Annotated in this window: 15 protein-coding genes; 7 read left to right on the top strand and 8 right to left on the bottom strand. The window is 71.4% G+C overall.

The features are described from left to right. Positions 1 to 101: 101 nt before the first annotated feature. Positions 102 to 986: a hypothetical protein gene (locus I6A60_RS37420; RefSeq protein ID WP_203020970.1), complete on the bottom strand. Its 885-nt coding sequence runs from the start codon at positions 984 to 986 to the stop codon at positions 102 to 104. A 208-nt stretch (positions 987 to 1,194) separates the two neighbouring features. Here I6A60_RS37420 and I6A60_RS37415 point away from each other — a divergent pair, with 208 nt between their 5' ends. After that, positions 1,195 to 2,067, top strand: coding sequence for a hemerythrin domain-containing protein (locus I6A60_RS37415; RefSeq protein WP_203020972.1), 873 nt, complete (start codon positions 1,195 to 1,197; stop codon positions 2,065 to 2,067). 153 nt (positions 2,068 to 2,220) lie between these two features. Here the strand turns inward: I6A60_RS37415 and I6A60_RS37410 are convergent, their stop codons facing one another. From I6A60_RS37410 to I6A60_RS37400, 3 genes are all read right to left on the bottom strand, one after another. Next, positions 2,221 to 3,288 carry an SDR family oxidoreductase gene (locus tag I6A60_RS37410; RefSeq protein ID WP_203020973.1) on the bottom strand — a complete coding sequence of 356 codons (1,068 nt, stop codon included), beginning with the start codon at positions 3,286 to 3,288 and terminating at the stop codon, positions 2,221 to 2,223. A gap of 101 nt (positions 3,289 to 3,389) precedes the next feature. Next, a complete protein-coding gene (locus I6A60_RS37405; RefSeq protein WP_203020975.1) occupies positions 3,390 to 5,024 on the bottom strand; it encodes an alpha-amylase family protein in 1,635 nt (544 codons plus the stop codon). A 163-nt stretch (positions 5,025 to 5,187) separates the two neighbouring features. Beyond that, positions 5,188 to 5,646, bottom strand: coding sequence for an SRPBCC family protein (locus I6A60_RS37400; RefSeq protein ID WP_203020977.1), 459 nt, complete (start codon positions 5,644 to 5,646; stop codon positions 5,188 to 5,190). Positions 5,647 to 5,836: 190 nt separating this feature from the next. Here I6A60_RS37400 and I6A60_RS37395 point away from each other — a divergent pair, with 190 nt between their 5' ends. The 3 genes from I6A60_RS37395 to mscL all read left to right on the top strand — a co-directional run bounded on the left by I6A60_RS37395 (position 5,837) and on the right by mscL (position 9,670). Further along, on the top strand, positions 5,837 to 7,387 hold the full coding sequence (locus I6A60_RS37395) for a CYTH and CHAD domain-containing protein (RefSeq protein ID WP_203020979.1): 1,551 nt from the start codon (positions 5,837 to 5,839) through the stop codon (positions 7,385 to 7,387). Between the two features lie 144 nt (positions 7,388 to 7,531). After that, a complete protein-coding gene (locus I6A60_RS37390; RefSeq protein WP_203020981.1) occupies positions 7,532 to 8,971 on the top strand; it encodes an NAD(P)/FAD-dependent oxidoreductase in 1,440 nt (479 codons plus the stop codon). Between the two features lie 216 nt (positions 8,972 to 9,187). Continuing rightward, positions 9,188 to 9,670, top strand: a complete 483-nt coding sequence (mscL, locus tag I6A60_RS37385; RefSeq protein ID WP_307874068.1) for a large conductance mechanosensitive channel protein MscL — start codon at positions 9,188 to 9,190, stop codon at positions 9,668 to 9,670. Between the two features lie 66 nt (positions 9,671 to 9,736). On the opposite strand, the gene I6A60_RS37380 is transcribed toward mscL, so the two are convergent. Continuing rightward, positions 9,737 to 10,432 (bottom strand): hypothetical protein, encoded by a 696-nt coding sequence (locus tag I6A60_RS37380; protein ID WP_203020985.1) that lies wholly within the window; start codon positions 10,430 to 10,432, stop codon positions 9,737 to 9,739. Between the two features lie 165 nt (positions 10,433 to 10,597). Here I6A60_RS37380 and I6A60_RS37375 point away from each other — a divergent pair, with 165 nt between their 5' ends. Beyond that, complete coding sequence (locus tag I6A60_RS37375; RefSeq protein ID WP_238437049.1) at positions 10,598 to 11,773, top strand: YihY/virulence factor BrkB family protein; 1,176 nt, start codon at positions 10,598 to 10,600, stop codon at positions 11,771 to 11,773. A gap of 63 nt (positions 11,774 to 11,836) precedes the next feature. Here I6A60_RS37375 and I6A60_RS37370 read toward each other — a convergent pair whose 3' ends face one another. Next, positions 11,837 to 13,105 carry a hypothetical protein gene (locus I6A60_RS37370; protein WP_203020987.1) on the bottom strand — a complete coding sequence of 423 codons (1,269 nt, stop codon included), beginning with the start codon at positions 13,103 to 13,105 and terminating at the stop codon, positions 11,837 to 11,839. Positions 13,106 to 13,549: 444 nt separating this feature from the next. On the opposite strand from I6A60_RS37370, the gene I6A60_RS37365 reads away from it, so the two are divergent. Continuing rightward, positions 13,550 to 14,818: an ABC transporter substrate-binding protein gene (locus tag I6A60_RS37365; protein ID WP_203020989.1), complete on the top strand. Its 1,269-nt coding sequence runs from the start codon at positions 13,550 to 13,552 to the stop codon at positions 14,816 to 14,818. A gap of 63 nt (positions 14,819 to 14,881) precedes the next feature. Here I6A60_RS37365 and I6A60_RS37360 read toward each other — a convergent pair whose 3' ends face one another. Continuing rightward, positions 14,882 to 15,496, bottom strand: coding sequence for a TetR/AcrR family transcriptional regulator (locus I6A60_RS37360; RefSeq protein WP_203020991.1), 615 nt, complete (start codon positions 15,494 to 15,496; stop codon positions 14,882 to 14,884). Further along, complete coding sequence (locus tag I6A60_RS37355; RefSeq protein ID WP_238437048.1) at positions 15,480 to 17,090, bottom strand: NAD(P)/FAD-dependent oxidoreductase; 1,611 nt, start codon at positions 17,088 to 17,090, stop codon at positions 15,480 to 15,482. The genes I6A60_RS37360 and I6A60_RS37355 overlap by 17 nt, the downstream gene beginning before the upstream one ends. A 156-nt stretch (positions 17,091 to 17,246) precedes the next feature. Between I6A60_RS37355 and I6A60_RS37350 the strand changes: the two genes are divergently transcribed. Next, positions 17,247 to 17,477, top strand: coding sequence for a hypothetical protein (locus I6A60_RS37350; RefSeq protein WP_203020993.1), 231 nt, complete (start codon positions 17,247 to 17,249; stop codon positions 17,475 to 17,477). Positions 17,478 to 17,567 lie beyond the last annotated feature (90 nt).

Below are 17,567 nucleotides of genomic sequence, written 5' to 3'. Positions count from 1 at the left end.
CCCGCGGGTCGGCCCCCCCACCGGGCGCCCCACCCGGGCCCCCCGGCCGGGGGCGGCCGCGGCGGGCCGCCGCCGGTCGAATCATTTGTGGCGCCGGGGCATCACGGGGCCGGGCAGGTGGCGCCGGCCCAGCCCATCACGGTGCAGTAGGTCTGTCGGCTGACCTTCCACTGGCCACCGACGAAGACGGCGGTGCCGTTCTGCACGCCGAAGTCGGCACCCTGCTGATAGGTGATGTGGAACCGGAGCGCCGCACCGCGCGGACTGGTGAAGACGATGTCGCTGATCGTCACCGCGGCGGTGGCCGTCGCGCCGGGGAAGTTCTGTATTGCCTGCGCCAGCGTGCCGGCGAGCGCCGGGCCGTCCTCCACCGCGGCAAGGCTGTAGGCCGGGTCCTCGCCACCGGTGAACGCCCGTGTATAGGCCTGCTGGATGGCCAGCCGAGCGGCGGCCGGGTCGTGGGGCGGACGTCCCGGCTTCGGCGGGCAGACGGCTCCCGCGAGGCTCAGCACGGAGCAGAAGGTGTCCCGGCTGACCTTCCACTGACGGTCGACGACCACAGCCGTGCCGTCCCGCTGGCCGATGTCGTAACCGCCCTGGTAGACGACGTCGAAACGCAGCGCCGCCTTCTTCGGGCCCTGGAACTTGATACCCGAGACCGTCACCTGGGACGGGCTGGAGGACGCCGGGAAGTTCTGCTCGGCCAGCGCGAGGGTGCTGGCCAGCGCCGGCCCGTCCTCTACCGCGGCGAGATTGTGGGCCTGATTCGGGCCGCCGGTGAAGGCCTGCACGTAGGCGGCCTTGATTGCGGCATCCACCCGGTTGAAAGGCGGCTGGGGTCCGTTTCCGGCGGCCAGCGCCCCCTGCGCGGGAATCACCGCGGCGGCGCCGGCTACGAGCAGGACCAGCCCGGTCAGACGTCTCTTCCATCGGGTTCGCGCGGAACTGGCGATCAGATTTCTCCCTGATCGGTCGGACATCGTCATCGCGTCCTCCTCTGGGGCACGGTTGCCTCACTTATGAACGCGATCCCCGTCGCGGAGGTTGAGTCGAGATTGGCGGCATTTCGGCCCTAGCGCCCCGCCCTCGCACCTGCGTGCTCATTTGGACACGTTGAGTGAGACTGCCGCGATTCGTGCGCAAAAGTCGTAGTGCGGTCCTTTACGGGCACGGGAAGCGCATAGGAGGTGGCACATGCCCACGCAAGAGACGTCGGCCACAGGCGACGACCGCCCCTCGGAGGTCGACATCGCCGGCACGCCCGGGTCCGAGCTCCCCGACGGCGCGGCCGGTGAGCAGCACGGCTCGATGCCCGCACAGCCCCCGACCTCCTCCGACAGCCCCGACGCCCTGGAGGGGCTGGCCCGGCTGGTCGGGCCGGTTCACCAGGACGCCGCCCGCCTCGCGGACGCGACGGACGGCCCGGCCGCTCCCGGCGCCGACCCACGCCAGGTCCACCGCACCGGCGATGCCGCCGTCGCGGCGATGTGCCGGCACCTGGCGACGATGGAACAGGCCGTCTACCCGACCGTGGCCCGGGTGCTTCCGGACACCAAGGACCGCCTCGCCCGGCTGCGCACGGACGCCCACCAGCTGCTGGTCACCATGCGTGGCGTCCAGTCGTCGGCGCAGGGGGACACGTACGCGTCGACCACCGGCGCCGCGAACCTGCGGCACACGCTCGCCGAGGCCATCACGGACCATGCCCGCCAGGAGGAGTCGCTGCTGCGCGAGTTCGACCAGGCCGTGGCGCCCCCCGAACGCGAGCGCCTGGTCGCCGAGTACGAGCGGATGCTGCCGCGCGCGCCCAGCAGGCCCCACCCGTACCTGTTCCGGGGGCCGCTGGCCGGACGGCTCGGGTACCGCCTGGCCGCGAGGTTCGACCATCTGCTCGACACGATGGACGGCAGGGAGGTCGCCCGCCCGGCGCGCGCTCCGGCGGGGCGGACCGAGTCCGGGACTGACGACGTGCTGATCCTGCCGCGGTCGGCTGGCCCCCCGCGGACAACCCTGACTGACCCCGCGCCGCGGCCCCCGATCACCGGGCCGGCGGCCCCACGCGAGTAGCAAGATCGCCGTCTTCGCCCTCTGGTGGCTGCAAGCAGGCTGTCATCACGACCACCAGGGGGCGAAAACCGCGATCTACGAACGGTGCCCGGCACCGGCACGAACAGCGCGCCGACCCCGAGAGAGGGCCGGCGCGCTGTTCGTTCGGGTCGGTCAGGCGGCTGGTCGGGCGGCTCGGTGGCGGGTCAGCAACCGGCCGGCGACCGCGGCGACGGCGGTCGTGGTCGCGGCCAGGGTGGCGTGGTGCTGGGAGGCCCACAGCTGAGGGTCGTCGCGGTGGGCGCGGTCGTCGAAGGTTCCGTGAGCGCCGAAGTCGTGCCCACCGGGGGCGTCGGGCGCGTCGGCGGGCTTCCACAGGTTGCCGGGCGCGGCGGGATCGTGGGACGCGTCGGTCTGCTGCGCGGAGAAGCCGGTGCGGGCCAGGTAGCGGTCCAGTACCCCTGGGGCGACGGCGTTGGCGGCCAGGGTCGCTGCGGTGCTGGTGCCGACCCAGTACTCGCGCCGGCGCGGATGGTCGGCGGCGAACAGCACCGCCCGGGCCGCGAACTCGGGCTGGTAGATCGGGGGAACGGGCTGGGCCTGGCGGGGTAGCCGGGAAAGCAGCCACGAGAACTGGGGCGTGTTGACGGCCGGCATCTGCACCATCGTGACGTGGACGTTCGAATGCTCGTGGAGCAGTTCGCAGCGCAGCGCCTCGTGAAAGCCCTGGATCGCGTGCTTGGCGCCGCAGTACGCGGTCTGCAGTGGAATCCCGCGGTAGGCGAGGGCCGAACCGACGTGCACGACCGTGCCGCGATCGCGCGGCTTCATGTACCGCAGCGCGGCCATCGTGCCGTAGACGTAGCCGAGATAGCTGACCTCGGTCGCCCGTCGGAACTCGGCCGGTCTGATCTCGCTGAAGGGGGCGAACACCGAGCTGAACGCGACGTTGATCCACACATCGATCGGCCCGAGCTCGTCCTCCACGAGTTGCGCCGCCTCGGCGACGGCGTCGGCGTCCGCGACATCGACCGGGACCGGCAGGGCTTTCCCGCCCGAGTCGTCGACGTCCCGCGCGGCGGCGGTCAGGCCGTCCACACCACGGGCGAGCAGGGCCACCGAGGCGCCGCGCGCGGCGAACGCCCGAGCGGTCGCTCGCCCGATGCCGCCGCTGGCCCCGGTGACGACCACGACCTGATGGTGAGGCTTCTTTTCGGTGCGGCGTAGCTTCAGCGCGGGCATCGGTGTCGGCTCCTTTCGGGTGTTTTCCTGAATGGCCCCGCCAGTCCCGGTCGCCGCTATCACAAGGCTCGTCGCCGGGTCGCCCGCCGGGTTTCGTCCCGCTAGGCCAGCCGGAACCAGCGATAGCCGTAGCGGCCGAGCTCGATACCCGAGAGATCCGGGCCGGGCGCCCGATAGTCCTGGTCGGCGAAGACTTCGATCGGACCTTGACGCTGGCTCGGCTGGCGGCCGAGCTCGACGGTCACCGGTTCCTCGGCCAGGTTGTGCGCGAACAACACGCTGCCGCTGTCGGCGTCGAACCGGACCGCGAGGACCGAACGCGCCTTGACGGGGACGACCTGCCAGCTGCCGAGCCCGGTCTCGGGGCATTCACGCGCGGTCCGGATCATCCGCTCGAACCAGGAGAGCAACGAGTCCGGCTCCGCGCGTTGGCGGGCCACGTTGACCGTCTGGTAGCCGAACTCCCCGCCGCTGACCACCGGTCGGACCAGGGCGTCCCGCGCGGCCGCCGAGAAGCCGCCGCCGTCGGTCGCCGACCACTGCATGGGGGTGCGAATCGCGTTGCGTTCGGGCAGGTCCAGATCGTCGCCCATGCCGATCTCCTCGCCGTAACGCAGGACCGGCGTGCCCGGCATGGTGAACTGCAGCGAGTAGGCCAGCTCGATACGGCCCCGGTCGCCCCCGAGCATCGGCGCGAGCCGGCGGCGAATGCCCCGGCCGTAGAGCTGCATGTTCTCGTCAGGGCCGAACGCCTCGAAGACCTCCGCCCGTTCGGCGTCGCTGAGCCGGCCCAGGTCGATCTCGTCATGGTTACGCAGGAACGTGCACCACTGACCGCCCGGCGGCGGCACCGGGAGATCGGCGACCGCGGTGCGCAGCGGGCCGGCGTCCTGACGGGCGAGCGCGAGCATCGTCGCCTGGTTCAGCCCGAACGCGAAGATCATGGGTAGCCGGTCGGCGGACTCGCCGGCGCCGAAGAACTTCCCGATCTCGGTGTCAGGGACGTTGGCCTCGGCCAGCACGACGGCGTCACCGCGACGCCAGGTGACGTGCTTGTAGAGGTCGGTCAGCATCGGGTAGTCGAGCGGCGGGCTGGGCTCTCCGGGCTGGGTCTCCTCGATGACGAAAGGCGCCGCGTCCATTCGGAAACCGGCGACTCCGAGCTGAAGCCAGAAGGCCACGATCTTCTTGACCTCGGCCCGGACGGCCGGGTTGGCGGTGTCGAGGTCCGGTTCGAAATCGTAGAAGCGGTGGTAGTAATACGACCCGGAATGCCGGTCGTAGGTCCAGGTCTCCTTCTGCACACCCGGGAACACCATGCCCTGATGCCGGTCCGGCGGGGCGTCGTCCGACCACACATACCAGTCGCGGTAGGGCGACGCGCGGTCGCCGCGAGCCGCGAGGAACCACGGATGCTCGTCCGAGGTGTGGTTGACGACGAGGTCGATGATCACCCGAATGCCGAGGTTGCCCGCCTCGTGCAGCAGCTGGGCCAGGTCGCCGGGGCTGCCGAGCCGCGGGTCGACACCGTAGTAGTCGGTGATGTCGTAACCGTCGTCGTGGTTCGGCGTGGGGTGGATCGGGTTGAGCCACAGGCAGGTCACGCCGAGCCGAGAGAGATAGTCCAGCCGGCTGATCAGGCCTGCGAGGTCGCCGACGCCGTCGCCATCACTGTCCTGGAACGTCTCGACGTCGACGCAGTAGATCACCGCCTGCTTGTACCAACGATCGTTCACGTTCGGCGCTGTGCCCTTGGGGTGAAAGCGCCAAACCGGGGCGTTCGCGACGCACCCACCTTGACCAAGAAAAACGCCGCTGGCACCCGACCCGGATGGTCAGGTGCCAGCGGCGTTTGAGGCCTGTCTCCGCTTTGAGGCCCGTCTCAGCGACGGGCGAGGGTCAGGGCCGGTCGACCTGACCGCGCCAGGCCCCGGACTCCGTGCCACGCTCCTCGATGAAGGCCTTGAACCGCTTCAGGTCGGCCTTCACCCGCCGGTCGTCCGTGCCCACGACCGAACCGACCTTCTCGGCCAGGCCCTCGGGCTGCCAGTCCAGCTGAACCGTCACGCGGGTCTGGTCCGCGGCCAGCCGGTGGAAGGTCACCACGCCGGCGTGGGTCGGCCCGTCCGTGCTCTTCCAGGCGACCCGCTCGTCCGGAAGCTGCTCAGTGATCGCCGCGTCGAACTCGCGGTCCTGGCCGCCCACCTTGACGTGCCAGTGCGTGTGGGTCGCGTCGATCTGCTCGATCGACTCCACCCCGTTCATGAAGTGCGGAAAGGACTCGAACTGGGTCCACTGGTTGTAGGCGGTACGCACCGGCACGCCGACGTCGATCGACTCCGCGACTGTTGTCGCCATCTGGTCTCTCCTCGGATCGTGGCTGGGGACAACCCCGCCCTCCCCCGCCTCGCCATCAACAACACCGGGCATCGGGAATCGAACCCGCCGGGTGCGCCGCGGCCGACCGTTCTCCGAGGCGGCGATGGGTTACAGGCCGAGCACCGGGTACGTCCGAAAGGAGACATTCGCGGAGATTGCAGAGGGTGATATGGCTACTTCGGCCCAGCGGCACCGGGAGGTAGAGACCAAGTTCGACGTCGACTCGACGTTCGTGGTCCCGACGATGATCGGCCTTGCCGGGGTCGCGTCGGCCGTCGGGCCGACCGAGGAACATCTCGACGCCGTCTACTACGACACCGACGACCTTCGCCTGGCCCGTCACCGGATCACGCTGCGGCGCCGCGAAGGCGGCCACGACGCCGGCTGGCACCTCAAGCTCCGGAGCTCCGGCGGCGGCCGGGACGAGATCAGCCGGCCGCTCGGCGCGGTCGAGCGGGATCCCTCGGCCGAGGGCACCGTCCCGGGCGAGCTCGCCGACATCGTGGCCGCCACCACCCGCGGCAAGCCACTGGCACCGGTCGCCTGGGTCCAGACCGTCCGCCGCGCGACCACGCTGCGCGGCCCCGAGAGCCGGAACCTCGCCGAGGTCGCCGACGACGAGGTCCACGCGCGGACGCTGGGCTCCTCGACGGCCTCGTCTCGCTGGCGGGAGATCGAGGTCGAGGCCCTCGGTGACGACCTGGACGTCCTCTCGGCGGCGGGCGGCGCGCTGCGTTCGGCGGGGGCCCGGCCGGCCGCAGCGTCCTCCAAGCTGGCGCGAACGCTGGGAACATCCGCGACGCGACCGGAGCTCCCCACCGACGATGACCTGGGCGCCAGGACCACCGGGGAGATCGTCCGGGCCTATCTGGTGGAGCACACCCGCGCCCTGCTGGCCGCCGACGCCCGCGTCCGGCTCGGCGACCCCGAGTCCGTGCACGACCTGCGCGTCGCCGCCCGTCGGCTGCGCAGCACGCTGCGCACGTTCCAGGGGCTGTTCGACCCGGCCCCGGCGCTCGCGCTCCAGGCCCGGCTGCGGGAACTGAACCTGCTGCTCAACGCCGCCCGCGACGGCGAGGTCCAGCTCGACCGGTTCATGGCGGCGATCGGTGCGCTCGACGACCGGGACGTGCGCGGCCCCGTCGCCGCCCGGGTGCAGGGCCACCTCGGCTCGGAGCACCTGCGCGGCCGGGAGCGGGCCTTGGCCTGGATGCGCGGCCCGGACTATCTGGACTTCGTCAACGATCTGGTCGCCTTCGTCGCTATACCGCCCTATTCGCCCCTCGGGACCCGTCCGGCCGGGCAGGCGCTGCGCGCTCCGGTCCGCAAGGCCGACCGCAGGCTGCGCCGCCGGGTCGACCTGGCGCTGCGTACCCCCGAGGGCGACGGCCAGGACGCCGCCCTGCACGCCGCGCGCAAGGCGGCGAAGCGGCTTCGCTACGCGGCCGAGGCCGTCACGCCGGTTCACGGGAAGGACGCCGCGCGACACGCCAGGCGGGGCAAGAAGATCCAGGACGCCCTGGGCGAGCACCAGGACTGCGTCGTCGCCCAGGGAGTGCTGCGCGAGTTCGCGACCGCCGCCAACGCGGCCGGCGAATCCTCGTTCACCTACGGCGTCCTGCTCGGCGGCGAGCAGGAGGCAGCGCGCCTGACCCGGGACGCCTTCGCCGCTCGCTGGCCGAAGCTCGCCCGTCGAGGCGACCGCCGCTGGCTGCGCTGAGGCGGCCCGGCCCCGCAGGCCAGCCGTCCACAGGTCGGCACGAGTGTGCGGGCACCGCCAGCGGGTAGGCGCCGATCAGGTCCGGCCCCACGAGGACTCCGCCCTCGGACGACACCGCCCTCGGATAAGGAGGACAGCGGCATCGTGAAGAACTCCGTCGCGCTTGCGCGCACCGCCCGCATGATCGAGGCCCTCCGCGAGCGCGGAGACGGCCAGGACCAGGACGTCACAGCGAGGCCCGAGGACGGCCGTGCTGGCACCGCCCCGCCGCGGGACGCCCGACGGCCACGCGTCGTCGTCGTGGGTGGTGGTTTTGCCGGCCTCGGGGTGCTGCGCCACCTGGAGGCGCGGCTGCCCGCCCAGGCCGCCGACCTGGAGCTGGTCTCGCCGACCGACCATCTGCTGTACACGTCGCTGCTCCCGCAGGTGTGCGCCGGCGAGGTCGAGCCGCGCCACCTGGCGATCCCGCTGCGGGCGTCGTTGCGGCGCACCACCCTGCGGACCGGGCATGCCGTCGACGTCGACACGGCCGCGAGGACGATCACCGTCGTCGACGGAAACGGCTCGTTCAGGCTCGGCTGGGACCGTCTCGTCCTCGCCCCCGGATCGCTCACCCGCACCTTCGACATCCCCGGTCTGGCCCAGTACGGCCTGGGCCTGAAGAACCTCGCCGAGGCCGTCTACCTGCGCGACCACGTGCTTCGGCAGCTCGAGTACGCCAGCACCTGCCCGGACCCGGCCGAACGGCGGGCCAGGGGCACCTTCGTCATCTGCGGCGCCGGCTACACCGGAACCGAGCTGGCCGCGCAGATGCGCCGGTTCACCGTTGACGCGCTCAGGTACTTCCCCCGGCTGGCCCAAGATGACGTGCGCTGGATTCTGCTGGACCAGGCCCCGCGGGTGCTTCCCGAGCTCGACGAGACGCTCGGCGCGGGCGCCCTCAAGGTCCTGCGGGACCGCGGCGTCGAGGTCTGGCCGCAGACGTCGGTCTCCCGGGTCACCGCGGATTCGGTAACCCTGAGCAACGGCGAGGCGGTGCCGTCCCACACCCTCGTCTGGTGCGCGGGTGTCACCCCCAACCCGCTGATGGAGAAGGTCGGCACCGAGACCAGCAAGGGCCGGCTCGTCGTCGACGAAAGGCTCAACGTCCCCGGCGCGGCTGGTGTGTTCGCGCTGGGTGACGCGGCGGCCGTCCCGGACGTGACCAGGGGTGGCGCGCCGGCCGGGCAGACCGCACAGCACGCGGTCCGCCAGGGCGCCGCGGCCGGCCGCAACGTCGCCGCCTCACTCGGCTACGGCAAGGCCAGCCCGTACCGGCACCGGGATCTCGGTTTCGTGGTCGACCTCGGTGCCGGCGACGCGGTCGCCAACCCGCTCGGGCTTCACCTCTCCGGTGCCCCGGCCGCCCTCGTCACCCGCGCCTACCATCTGCTCTCTCTCGGCACCGGCACCAACCGGGCCCACGTCGCCTGCGACTGGCTGCTCGCCGCCGCGTTTCCGGAGCAGGTCGTCCAGCTTGGGTTCCTGCCACCACCGCACGCGACGATCGCCGAGGTCGAGGACACCCGTCTGTACCCCAACTGAAGCCATCCGGCCCTCATTGCGCCCGGGCGGACTGATGCCGCCAGGGCCCAACCTCGTTCTTGCCCGGAATGCGCATAAAAGACGGCCCGACGGATACAAGTCGGCCATCAACAGGGGCGCGTTGGAGGGTGGACGGCGATGAAGCGGCTGAGGGTGCCGGGTCGGCGTGAGGTACTGGGCGACGCGGTGGTGGTGGCCAAGGCCGTCCGCTCCCCGCTGGTGGGGTTCCGGCAGTTCATCATCCGAGGCAACGTCGTCGATCTGGCCGTCGCCGTCGTGATGGGCACCGCCTTCACGGCGGTGGTCAGCTCACTGGTCAAGAACATCTTCACCCCGTTGATCGCGGCGATCTTCGGGAAGCCGGACTTCTCGGCGCTGACCTTCACCCTGCACCGGAGCACCTTCAAGTACGGGCTGTTCGTCAACGACGTGATCACATTCCTCAGCGTCGCAGCAGTGATCTACTTCATCGTCGTCTTCCCGCTGGCGAAGTTCAACGATCTGCGCCGGCGGGGCGAGGTCGACGAACCGGAGGCTCCCGCTCTCAGCGACGAGGCACGCCTGCTGAGTGAGATCCGCGATCTGCTGGCCGGCGGCGCTCGGCCGCCGACGGGAACCGAGATCGGCTCGGCGACGACCGTCAGCCCCACGTCCTCGACGCCGCCCTCGCCACCTCAGACGCCGTCGCAGCGGTCCTGATTCGTCGCGACGCCCGTCGCGGCGCGCAGGCGTCGTCGCCGCGGCGCGGGGGATGCGACGACGGCGTCACTGCAGGATGCTGACGCCCCGCGCGATGACGACGATGGACGTGAGCAGCGCGGCTGTCGCCTCGATGGCCATGAGCAGCTTGGCCCGGCTCGACAGCGGCATCGTGTCAGTGGGGCTGAACGCGGAAGAGTTGGTCGTGGAGACGTACAGGTAGTCGATGTAGGTCGGCACCCACCCGGAATTGCGACTTGAGCCGCGCGACACCTCGTCCACGGTGTCGTGGTCCTCGTCCTGGGAGAACCGGAAGTCGGCCGCCGGCAGCTTGGAGCGCTCGGTCTGGGTCCGGGCCACCGGGCCGCCGCGGTCGAGCTCCCAGAACGCGAGGCCGAACACGATGATGTTGGTCAGCCAGATCTGCAGGGCGCCGAGCAGCAACGGGCGGCCGTCATGGACCACCTCGTCGGCGAGGTCGCGGACGAGCAGCCCGAGCGCGGTCAGGTTCGTCAGCGCGATCAGGGCGACCAGGCCCAGGGAGAGCACGCGGGACCAGCGGGTCTGCCGGGTCATCCTGCGTGGGTTGACGGCGACCAGGCTGGCGAGCAGGACGGCTTCCAGGATCGGGATGATCAGCCGGGGACCGAGCACCAGCTGGCTGGGCAGCAGCGCGTAGATGCCGATCGCGATCGCGGTCGCCAATGCGGCTGGGAGCCGAGCCTCGCCACGGCGGTTCGGTCCGGTCCTTGTGGCTGCCATTGATGCGCTCCCGTTCCCGCCGCCGATGAAAACGGGGTTCATCGGCCGGTCCGGGGCCGCTGATCGGCCGGACCGGTGCCAACGATGCCAGTCAGCGGAACCCGATGGTGCCTGGCCCTCCGACCAGCCGCGTTATCGCGCCGGCACCGGGGTAGAAGCCGCCACATGGCGTTGATCAAGCGGAGGCACGGCCAGCCCACCGAGCTCGCGGTGGGCACGGGACCGGACGCCGAGGTCCAGGAGGCCGAGCCGGACCGGCTGGGCGAGCTACGGCCCGGGTCCTGGTGGGCGGTGCTGCGCAGGACCGTCGCCGAGTTCAACGAGGACGCGCTGTCCGACCGGGCCGCCGCGTTGACCTACTACTCCATTCTGGCGATCTTCCCCGCTCTGCTGGTCCTGGTGTCGCTGCTGGGCGTGATCGGCCAGTCCGCGACCACGACGGTCCTCGACAACCTTCAGGACCTGACCCCGGCCTCGGCGCGGGACGTGGTCAACGGCGCGGTGAACGGCGTCCGCGACAGCGCCGGTACGGGCAGCCTGCTCGCCGTCGTCGGCCTCGCCGGTGCGCTGTGGTCGGCGTCCGGCTACGTGGCCGCGTTCATCCGGGCCGCGAACGCCGTGTACGACATCCCCGAGGGCCGGCCGGCCTGGAAGATCGCGCCGCTGCGCATCGGGCTGACCGTCGCGCTGATGGTCCTGGCCGCACTAAGCGCCGTGATCGTGGTGTTCAGCGGCAAGGTGGCCCGGCAGGCCGGATCGGCGCTCGGTATTGGCCAGACCGCCGTCGACGTGTGGTCATACGCCAAATGGCCGGTCCTCGTCGTCTTCGTCATCCTGATGATCGCCATCCTGTACTGGGCGGCGCCCAACGTCCGCCATCAGGGCTTCCGGTGGCTGACGCCCGGCACCGTGCTCGCCCTGGCCATCTGGATGGTCGCCTCGGCCGCCTTCGCCTTCTACGTGAGCAACTTCGGCTCATACAACAAGACCTACGGGGCCGTGGCCGGGGTCATCATCTTCCTGGTCTGGCTGTGGCTGACCAACCTGGCGATCCTGCTCGGGCTGGAGTTCGACGCCGAGCTGGCGCGTCAGCGGGCCATCGTCGGCGGCTATCCGCCGAACACCGAGCCGTACGCCCGACCACGCGACACACGCCGTTTTCCCCGTCGCCCGCTTCGGAAGAACGCAAAGCCAACGGCACTTGATGGCCCTTCCGAGACCAGCCGCGAAGATTCAGCGGACCCGACGATCCGACCCCCGGAACAGAGCCTCCCTGCCGACGAGACGCCATCCGAGGGCTTGTCGACTCGTACGGGCGCCGCCGACGCACCAACCGGTTAGAAGCGAGCACAGGGGTTAGAGGCGAGCACAGGGGCCGGCCGACTGGCCGGGCCCCTGGCGCGCCTAACCCCGGGTGCGCCAGACGACGGGGCGTATGTCGCCGGCAGCGTTCTGGACGGCGCCCAGGACGGCGCCGGCGTCGGTGAACTTGACGATGGTGCGCAGGGTCCAGCCGGCGGGCAGCGTCAGCGGGACGCGGACGCCGTTCGCCCACAGGTAGGGCTGCTGGGCGCCGGCCGCGGTCGTCGCGACCAGGATGACGCGGCCGCCGCTCGCGACGGCCGCCGCGGTCGTGGCGGTCTCGCCGGCCGCCACCCCCAGCGGCACCAGCGCACCGTTGCGCCACAGCGCGGCCTCGGCTGGCTGGCCGGGAGCGGCGAGCAGCTGGCCGACCACGGAGCCGTCACTGGCGAGCACGTCCAAGGGCCCACCCGCGGGCGAGCAGCCGAGCGTCGCCGTCCGGCCGCCGGTCGGCAGCGCGACCTCGGTGCCGGGGACGCCGCCGCGATGCACCCCGATGACCTGCGCGGGGGTCGGGTTGATGACGACGCCGCTGTACGCGACCGAACCGTCCGGCTGGATCGCCGACAGGCAGGCCGACCCGATCGAGAAGGCGGAGATCACCGGCAGCGACACCGTCGCGCCGGACCGCCACACGACGGCGCGGCCGGTGGTGCCCATCCCGACACCGCTGATCGCGCCGAGCAGGACCGTGTCGGGGCCGCCGATGGACACCGCTGTCACGATGCGGGCGCCCGCCAGCTCAGGAGTTCCGGCCAGCGCGGTCGTGCTGCCATCCCGCGCGTAGAGCGTCGCCGTGCCGCTGATCGAGTCGCCGGTCTCGACCGCCCAGTGGCCAGCGCCGACGGCAGTGGTCCCCGCGCTGCCAGCCGGCCCGAGTGCCGTGGTCTGGAGGCCGGAGACGGACCAGCGCACCGGCTGCTGGCCGGCCGCCGTGGTCAGTGTCCCCCCGGCCTCGCCGAGGTCGGTGACGCCCGTGACGGTCGCGCTGGTGGCGCCGGCCGGCAGGCTGAGCGTCTGCTTGAGGTAGCCGTCCGGGGTGGGCAGCCAACGCAGCGGGGTGCTCGGCGAGCTTCCGCCGGGGATGTTCGCCGGCGGCGGGGCCTGGGTGATCCCGACGACCACCCCGGTCGAAGAGATGTCGACGCCTCCGGTCTGCGACTGGTCGCCGGCCAGGAGGATCGGCGGGATCGCCTGGGGCGACGCCTGCGCGGCCGTCGCCGGCGACGCGGTGAGGACCGCGGCGGCGAGCACCGGTCCGCCCAACAGAGTGCCAACACGTAACGCGGCATTGCGCGGGTAGAAGGTCACAGGATGCCTTGATAGTCCGATTTGACCCGCCCGGCAATGACGAAAAACGTCCCGATTGTAAAACTCCTGGTGACGGCCCCGCGCCGGCCGATCGGCACCGAGCCGACTCCCGCGAGGCCGGCGAAGGGGGCCCCGCGGTCAGCCTCGGCCGCTCGGCTCCGCCGGGCGCGGACGGGATCCGGGTAGGCCTACCGGCTCGCCAGCCCGCTCAAAGGTGCCGCTACGCACTTCGGCTCCGAGCGGCAATCCACCATCGAGAGATAGAGATGTACTCAGGTCGCAGCAACGGCACCTGGCAATGACCCTCGGCCAGCGAGGCCTATTTGCGACTCAGCAAATACCCATCTATCGGCGCAGAGTCAGGTCACCGTCGATGCGCTTCGATGAAGCGCGGGACGACGGGGCGGCACCGGCGGCGATTGGGCCCCATCGAGGAGCGGCGATATGGAGTTACCCAAGCCCAGCACGGCGCGGCGAGTTGCCGCACTAACACTCAGCGTCAGCAGCTTGGCCGTCGCCCTGACCGCCTGCGGCCAGGGAAACGGGACGGCGTCGGGCGGGGTTTCCTGCTCGACCACGGCGCCAGGCGTCACGAAGACCGAGATCAAGGCGGGCCTGCTGTGGGGGGACACCGGGAGCGGCGCCAGCAGCATGCGGGCCTTCCGAGCCGGGGTTGACGCGCGGATCGGATTACAGAATGACCGAGGCGGCGTCGACGGACGCAAGATCACCTATGCCTGGCGCGACGACGCGTCAGACCAGAACATCAACCTGCTCGGCGCCCAGCAGCTCGTCGACGAGGAAAAAGTCTTCGGGATCATTGAGGCGCCCGGCGCCACCACCGGATCGGTCTCCTGGCTCGGTGAACGGAAGATTCCGGTCACCGGTCTGGCCAGCGATCCCGGCTGGGTGGGTCTCGCCAACATGTTCTCGTTCTATTATCTCGGGAACGGTTCCAGCACCGTCTATGGCGACGTCATTCGCGCCCAGGGCGGAACGCGCGCCGCACTCATCACCACCGGCAGCAAGTCCGAGCTTGACTTCAGTCGCCAGTACAGCGCGAGCCTGGCCGCGGCACACGTACCGATCGTCAAGGAATTCCCGGTCTCCGAGACCACCGGGTATCAGAACCTGGCCCAGCAGCTGAAGCAGAACAACATCGACACCCTCGCCGGAGTGCTCCTGCCGGATGCCGCCGTCAACATCCTTCCGGCCGCCCGTGCCCTCGGCGTCCAGCTCAAGGTCGTCATCATGCCGCTGGGCTACGACCCGAAACTGCTCCAGACGGAGGGCCCCGCGCTCGCCGGAACGCTGATCTCGACCGAGACCCGGCCGTGGCAGCTGAACACCCCGGAGCAGAAGACCTTCCTGGACGCGATGAACCAGTACTCGCCGGAGATCCAGCCGCCGAACCAGGACAGCGGGGCCGATGGCTACGTGTCCGCCGACCTGTTCATACGCGGGCTCGAGGCCGCCGGGGCGTGCCCGACCCGGGAGTCCTTCGTCTCCGGGCTGCGCGCGGTGCGGGACTACGACGGCGCCGGGCTCGTCCCCGGCAACATCGACCTCTCCCAGAACTACCAGCAGCCCAAGCCCTGCTACTACTTCGTGCAGGTCAGCAAGGACGGCAAGCAGTTCGTGCCGATGTTCGACGGCCAGCCGCAGTGTGGCAACCCGATCAGCGCGCAGCAGATGGACCAGCTGCTGTCCTGATCCACGGTCGGTGAGCTCGCCCCCGCAGCACAACCCGGCGGGCGAGCTCACCGGCCCCCGGCGTCAGAGCGCCTGCTGGCCCCGCTTTCGCAGCCGCGGAATTCTGTCGAAGTACACGGCGAGCCGGGCGGCCTGGTCGAAGAACTCGGCCATGCGGGTGGAGTCGTCGTCGAGGTGGGCGAGCGTCTCCGCGCCGAGGTAGAAGGCGACGGCCGCGTTCGCGAGCACGGGCATCCGGATCACAGTGGCGAACGGCTTACCGGTCAGCAGGGTGCTGAGCAGCTCGACGGCGACCTCCTCCCACCGCCGGGTCTCCAGCGCGAGCTGGGCGGCGAGCCGCGAGCCCGGCCGCGCGCCGGCGTAGATCTCCTGGACGGCGGCGATGTGCCCGACCTCGGTGTCCTCCAGGTAGAGGCCGCGAAGCGTCTCGACCGCCGGCCCGGCCCGGTCGATGCCGGCCAGCGCCTCCCGGTACCGCTGGACGCGTCCCTCGCAGGTGGTGGCCAGGGCTGCCACCAGGACGTCGTCCAGGTCGGTGAAGTGGTAGTAGATCACCCCGGGGGCGAACCCGCCGACCTGCCCGATCGCCCGCGCGGTCGTGCCCCCGTAGCCGTGCCGCACAAGACAGGCGAGGGTGGCGTCGAGGACGCGCCCGCGGGTGTCAGCCACGGTCCGCATGATCCTCCCCCGCCGGGCACGCCTGGGCGTCAGGGGCGTGTCGCGTGCTCAGGCGCGCATCACCCCGTCGGGCGAATCCCCGCTCGCGCAGCATCCCGTCCGCGACGATGCGGCTGCCCAGCACGCAGGCCACCGTGCCGAGGCCGGGCCAGGTCGAGTCGCCGACCAGCCAGAGTCCATGGCCACCCAGGTCGTGCGGGATGGCGTGCTGGTTGGAGTTGCCCAGGTGCTGGCGGACGCCCCCGACGGCGCCACCCGGCCGGAACCCGAACCGTTCGTAGCTGCGCGGGGTGCCCGTCTGGGCGATCACGGCCCGTTCCCCGAGCGCCGGGTAGGCCTGCCGCGCGCAGGCGACGAGCACCTCGCCGATCCACTTCTTGCGCTGCTCGTACTCGGCCGGGCCGAGCCCCGTCCAGCCGGCCAGGTCTGTGTGGGTGGAGATCATGACCGCCCGGTGGCCCGGCGGCGCGCTGAGGGTGTCCCCGGCCGAGGAGACGGAGAGGAACATGTTGTTCCCGTCGCCCAGCGGCTGGTCGTACGACCGCAGGAACTGATGGTGGGTGAGTTCCTGCCCGGCCACCTCGCCGTCGGGCACACCCAGGAACACCACGCACGCGCCCCCGAACGCCTCCGCGTCGCGTTCCAGGTACGGACGCAGCCGGCCGGCGACCGGGAGGCCCGTGCAGATCGCGGCCGTGGCGGCGGCCGGCACCGCGGCCACGATCCGGCGGGCGTGGACCGTGCCCCGGCGGGTCGCCACCCGGTAGGCGCCCGTCTCACCGTCGACGCGCGAGACCGTGCTGCCCGCACGCAGCTGGCCGCCAAGCCCCCGGTAGTGCGCCACGAGTGCCCGCCAGAAGCCGCTCATACCGCCGGCGTGACGGCTGAGCCCGGCGCCCCGGATCGTCACGCCAAGCGCGGCGTTGATCAACGGCGCGTCGTCGACGGACGCGTGCACGGTGTCCTCGACCAGCATCGCGAGCAGCCCGACGAGAGCCGCGTCGTCGCGCAGGCGGTGCCGGCGCAGCGCGTCCCCGAGCGTCCAGGTCGTGTAGCGCGCGAGCGGCACCCCGGCGACGCCGACGGCGCGCAGGTCGTGCAGCGCGTCGGCCGGCCCGCGGACCGGGAGGCGCACCCCGGCCCGGCTCGCCCGCCAGAACGTCCGAGCCAGCCGGTCGAGCAGCGCCCAGAAGCGCCGGTGGCTGTCGGTGTCGCCAAGCTTGCGCAACCGCTCGGCGTGCCACAGCGCCTGGTCCCGGTGCAGCACGACCTGGCGATCGGGCAGGTGCGCGACGTAGCCCGGCAGCTCCTGCGCGTCCAGCGGGCTCAGCCCCACTGACTCCAGCAGCTCGGAGCCGACTCCCCCGGGCGCGAAGTCGACGAGCGTGGTCGCGCCGACGTCGAACGAGAAGCCCCCCCTGCGGTAGTAGCCCGCGCAGCCACCGACGTGGCCGTGTGCCTCCAGCACCACCGTCGAGAGGCCCGCGGCCTGCAGCCGCAGCGCGGTCGCCATGCCGGCCGGACCACCGCCGATCACCGCCACGTCGAACGACCCGGTCCCCGTCCGCCCGTTCTGAACGTCTGTTCTGAACATTCGTTCACGATGCGACGGATGATCCCGAGAGTCAATGGCTCGCGCCGGTGGTCGGAATTACCGGTTCGGCCGGGTTGACCGCACCGGCGCCGGGAAGGTCCGCAGGCAGGTGGGCACAGCCATCCGGCACAGCCTTCGGAAAGAGGAGCTGATTCGATGTCGAACCAGGACCCCGACCTCGACTTCCGTAACCCCGATGCGCTTGCCGAGGCCGAAGAGGGCCGACGCAGGGACGAGTCCGTGACGGGCGCGGACGGCGGTCCGATCGACGAGGCGGCGATGCGCGCCGCGGACGGCCTGACCACCACCGCGGCGCAGGACGCCGCCTACCGCGAGCACCTCGAGCGCGGCGCCCACCAGAAGGGCGAAGGCGCACCCAACGTGTGACGACGAGACCCCGCTAGGGCCTGTTTGAGAAGTGCGTGGGCTGGTCGGCTGTGGATCAGGTGGTGAGATCCGGCCGGAATGATCCGTTGT

It is taken from the genome of Frankia sp. AgB1.9, assembly GCF_016786355.1.
In the GTDB taxonomy this organism is placed as follows: domain Bacteria; phylum Actinomycetota; class Actinomycetes; order Frankiales; family Frankiaceae; genus Pseudofrankia.
The sequence above is the reverse complement of the archived record's forward strand: the minus strand, read 5'-3'. Positions and strand labels throughout refer to the sequence as shown.

Bases quoted from the DNA above. Each gene is read 5' to 3' on its own strand.
- I6A60_RS37365 (WP_203020989.1), top strand. From the start codon at position 13,550: ATGGAGTTACCCAAGCCCAGCACGGCGCGGCGAGTTGCCGCACTAACA.
- I6A60_RS37400 (WP_203020977.1), bottom strand. From the start codon at position 5,646: ATGGCGACAACAGTCGCGGAGTCGATCGACGTCGGCGTGCCGGTGCGT.
- I6A60_RS37360 (WP_203020991.1), bottom strand. From the start codon at position 15,496: ATGCGGACCGTGGCTGACACCCGCGGGCGCGTCCTCGACGCCACCCTC.
- I6A60_RS37395 (WP_203020979.1), top strand. From the start codon at position 5,837: ATGGCTACTTCGGCCCAGCGGCACCGGGAGGTAGAGACCAAGTTCGAC.
- I6A60_RS37380 (WP_203020985.1), bottom strand. From the start codon at position 10,432: ATGGCAGCCACAAGGACCGGACCGAACCGCCGTGGCGAGGCTCGGCTC.
- I6A60_RS37410 (WP_203020973.1), bottom strand. From the start codon at position 3,288: ATGCCCGCGCTGAAGCTACGCCGCACCGAAAAGAAGCCTCACCATCAG.
- I6A60_RS37350 (WP_203020993.1), top strand. From the start codon at position 17,247: ATGTCGAACCAGGACCCCGACCTCGACTTCCGTAACCCCGATGCGCTT.
- I6A60_RS37355 (WP_238437048.1), bottom strand. From the start codon at position 17,090: ATGTTCAGAACAGACGTTCAGAACGGGCGGACGGGGACCGGGTCGTTC.
- I6A60_RS37415 (WP_203020972.1), top strand. From the start codon at position 1,195: ATGCCCACGCAAGAGACGTCGGCCACAGGCGACGACCGCCCCTCGGAG.
- I6A60_RS37375 (WP_238437049.1), top strand. From the start codon at position 10,598: ATGGCGTTGATCAAGCGGAGGCACGGCCAGCCCACCGAGCTCGCGGTG.
- I6A60_RS37420 (WP_203020970.1), bottom strand. From the start codon at position 986: ATGACGATGTCCGACCGATCAGGGAGAAATCTGATCGCCAGTTCCGCG.